This window comes from Roseibium sp. (genome assembly GCF_025698965.1).
Lineage (GTDB): Bacteria > Pseudomonadota > Alphaproteobacteria > Rhizobiales > Stappiaceae > Roseibium.
Genome location: NZ_JAILWL010000622.1, coordinates 1 through 3,058, shown reverse-complemented (window position 1 = coordinate 3,058; position 3,058 = coordinate 1). Strand labels below are relative to the sequence as shown.

Genomic DNA, 3,058 nt, shown 5'->3' with positions numbered 1-3,058 from the left:
GTTACCAAAACAGGCCTTCCTGCTGACTTTGTGACACGCGTATGGGCACAGTGGAATGATACCGAGGGTCCATTCAATCGAACTACAGATGGAATGGCGCTCGTTACAAGCGAATTTCATAAAGACTTCAACGCTATATGGAGGGAAGTAAAAGGCGCGTGCTCTGGTTCGGATTCTTCTTTTGCACTGAGTCTAATAAAGGCAAGTTCCAACCAAACCAGGGTTTTTGAAAGTATCCAAAAACCAAACGGAATTGTAGCGGCAAGCGACGAGGAAACGATTAACCTTATTCGGACGCTACACGTCATACCGATCGACCTGCAATCCGCTCATTCAGAGACAGAGACCCAAGCGATCGCACAATGCCGTCGATTGCTCGGCTCAGGAGATGCTGACCAAGCAAAAGAGCTATGGAAAGAGCTGATTAACATCGCCAAGGATGTACGGCTTCGAAAAGGCACCATCACAATTCAAAGCCTTTGGTCGCTTCTTCGCACCAGATTCGAGCTTCGTCACAGTCCAGATTTCGAACGTGACTGGGAAACGCTGTCGGATGTCACTGCTGACCGCAAAGAGCGCATAGAGACTGAGCTCCCCTCTGGATACACCGTCCCTAGGACAAACGATAAAGCGCTCTTGAAGAAGACGCTCTGGGAGAATTCTCTCAGTGTCGTCTTTGGGGAATCAGGTTGTGGCAAGTCAGCCTTGGTTAAGACAGTCCTGGATATGGAATACCCATCTTGGCAACAGGTTTGGTTCGGCCCCGAAGAGTTTAAGACAGCTCTAAGTGCGGCGAAGCGAGGCGGTCTTCCTCTTCGACACGAACTTTCTATAGTCCTAAATGCGACGGTCAAACAAAGAAATGTCCTCGTCATTGATTCTGCCGAACGGATTGAGCCAGCCGAGTACGTAGTCATACGTCGATTACTTCAAGCAATTCTTCAAAGTAATGGCCAAAATGATGACGATACTTGGCGCGTGATCTTAATAACTCAGCCTCAAAGCTGGTTCGCAGGCGAGGAGGCTATGTTTGGTAGACAAAAAGCCCAACTCGTAGAACTCAAGCAGCTCGACGATTATGACGTGAAGCTCGCTTTGTTATCTTCGCCAAGTCTTGGATGGCTTACGGGGCATGACGAGACAATCTCAGCCTTAAGGAACTTGCGGACCTTTGCATGGGTGATAGCTGCTGGTGCTGCTATGGGCTCACAATCGAATGTGCCCACATCCCATACAGCCATCGCTGATAGGCTTTGGAAATATTGGACAAAGGACCGAGCCGACCTACAAGCCTTGATGATGCGGCTCGCGGAAAGAGAGGCATCGTTTGAGCGAAGCTTTGCATTGACTGACTTGGACCCCGGCGATACCGCAATTTTCGCAAAGCGTCACTCAGAACTTCCGCTCACGCAGAATGAACGCACGAATCGTATCGAATTTGAACACGACCTTGCGGCCGATTGGGCTCGGTTTCAGTTCCTAAAGCAAAATTCAACGGATACTTCGAATTGGGCGCCTCTAGCAGAGAACCCACTATGGACTAATGCGCTCCGGATGCTGGGTCAGTTCCTACTTAGGCAGCCAGCGGAAAGAGGCACCGCATGGGATGCTGCGTTTGCAGCAGCCGAGGTCGCCAAGAAGCGACTCGTTGGCGATATTCTCCTTGAGGCTCTTTGTTTGGATCCTGAGGCGGAATTCTTTCTTTCCGAGCGTGTCGAATTCTTGCTTGCGAATGACGCCAAGCTCCTCACACGTATGCTCGTCAGGTTTCACCACATTGGGACAGTTCCAAAAAGCGGCGGACGAGGTCTGAGCTCTTCACTAAGTTTGTATATGGAAGCGGAGTTCCGCTCGATTATCTTTGCTCGTTGGCCTCCTCTTCTTCGGTTTCTTATCTCACAGCGGGAACGTTTGGGTGGGCTAGTTTCTTCAGCCCTTGCCAAGGTTATTCAAACCTGGCTCACAGGGACTGTACGAGAACTCAGCAATGGTAAGACGATGCCCTTCCGTCAGGAACTAGCGGAGCTGGCCTTAGCAATGGCGCGGACTGTTCAAGTCTCGAAGGGTCACACCGTAATGTTTATAACGGACGAGCTCGAGCTTTACCTTGCGCCACTCGCAGGAGCTTCAGATTTACCAGAAGAGATTTGCGACTGGGCGCTGGAGCTAGCTGGGCGTCGCCCAGTTACCTCAGAGGTTAACCGGCGGATCGCAGAATCCAAGCGTGAGAAAGCGGAGGCGCATGCTGAACGTTTGAAAACGGATCCAGGTTACAAGGCTCAGCATGAGAGAAAACAACGGTTACCACCCGCAATTGGCATGTTGCGCGAGGACCTACCACCTTGGCCACTTGGAGCGAGCCGGCAAGTTGATCAGGACTTTAGGTCTGCGTGTATTACTGGGCAAGGTATACAATCACTAATGCAAGCTCGACCCGAGGTGGCGGCCGAAGTACTGCTCGCTCTCGTAATTGAGGATGAGCCAACACGCGAGCATCATTCTAGTAGAATGAGATTAGATTTGGGCCTTGAGTTTTCACGCGATGGCTATCCTACTGCCTTCTGGAAAAGTCCCTTCTTCAGCTTCCTAAAAATAGCGCCAGATACGGCCGTTGGTGCGCTCATCGAGCTTGTTAACTTCTGCACTGAACGATGGCTCGACGAACGAAGGCGCAAAGATGCATCTAGCTGCATAGGCCTGCTGCTCTCTGATGACTCCGAAAAGAGTTTCTCTGGAGGGCATGAAGTATTTTGCTGGCCTCAATCAAATGACATGGGAACTGGCAATCTCTACTGTGCGCTTGACGCTCTGGAGCGATGGCTAGTACTGCAAATTGACACTCAGGAAGATGTCAGCTTAGTTCTTGAGAGGCTATTGCGAGAGGGCAATTCCGTAGCTTTGATAAGCGTCCTAGTCAATCTATCCAAGTATTGTCCTTCACTCCTTAAAGGGCCGCTAGCACCACTTCTGACATCGCCGAACTTGTATTTTTGGGATAGCGCTCGAGTCAGACAAATCGATTGGACTTTTCATGCTTCAAGCTGGATGCGTGATGGCC

General features: G+C 50.6%; 1 protein-coding gene. It reads left to right on the top strand.

All coding sequences use genetic code 11. From position 1 onward, the window contains the following. Positions 1-93 precede the first annotated feature (93 nt). Positions 94-3,058 (top strand): ATP-binding protein (locus K5905_RS30650; RefSeq protein WP_297591509.1); only part of this gene is annotated, 2,965 nt, incomplete at its 3' end.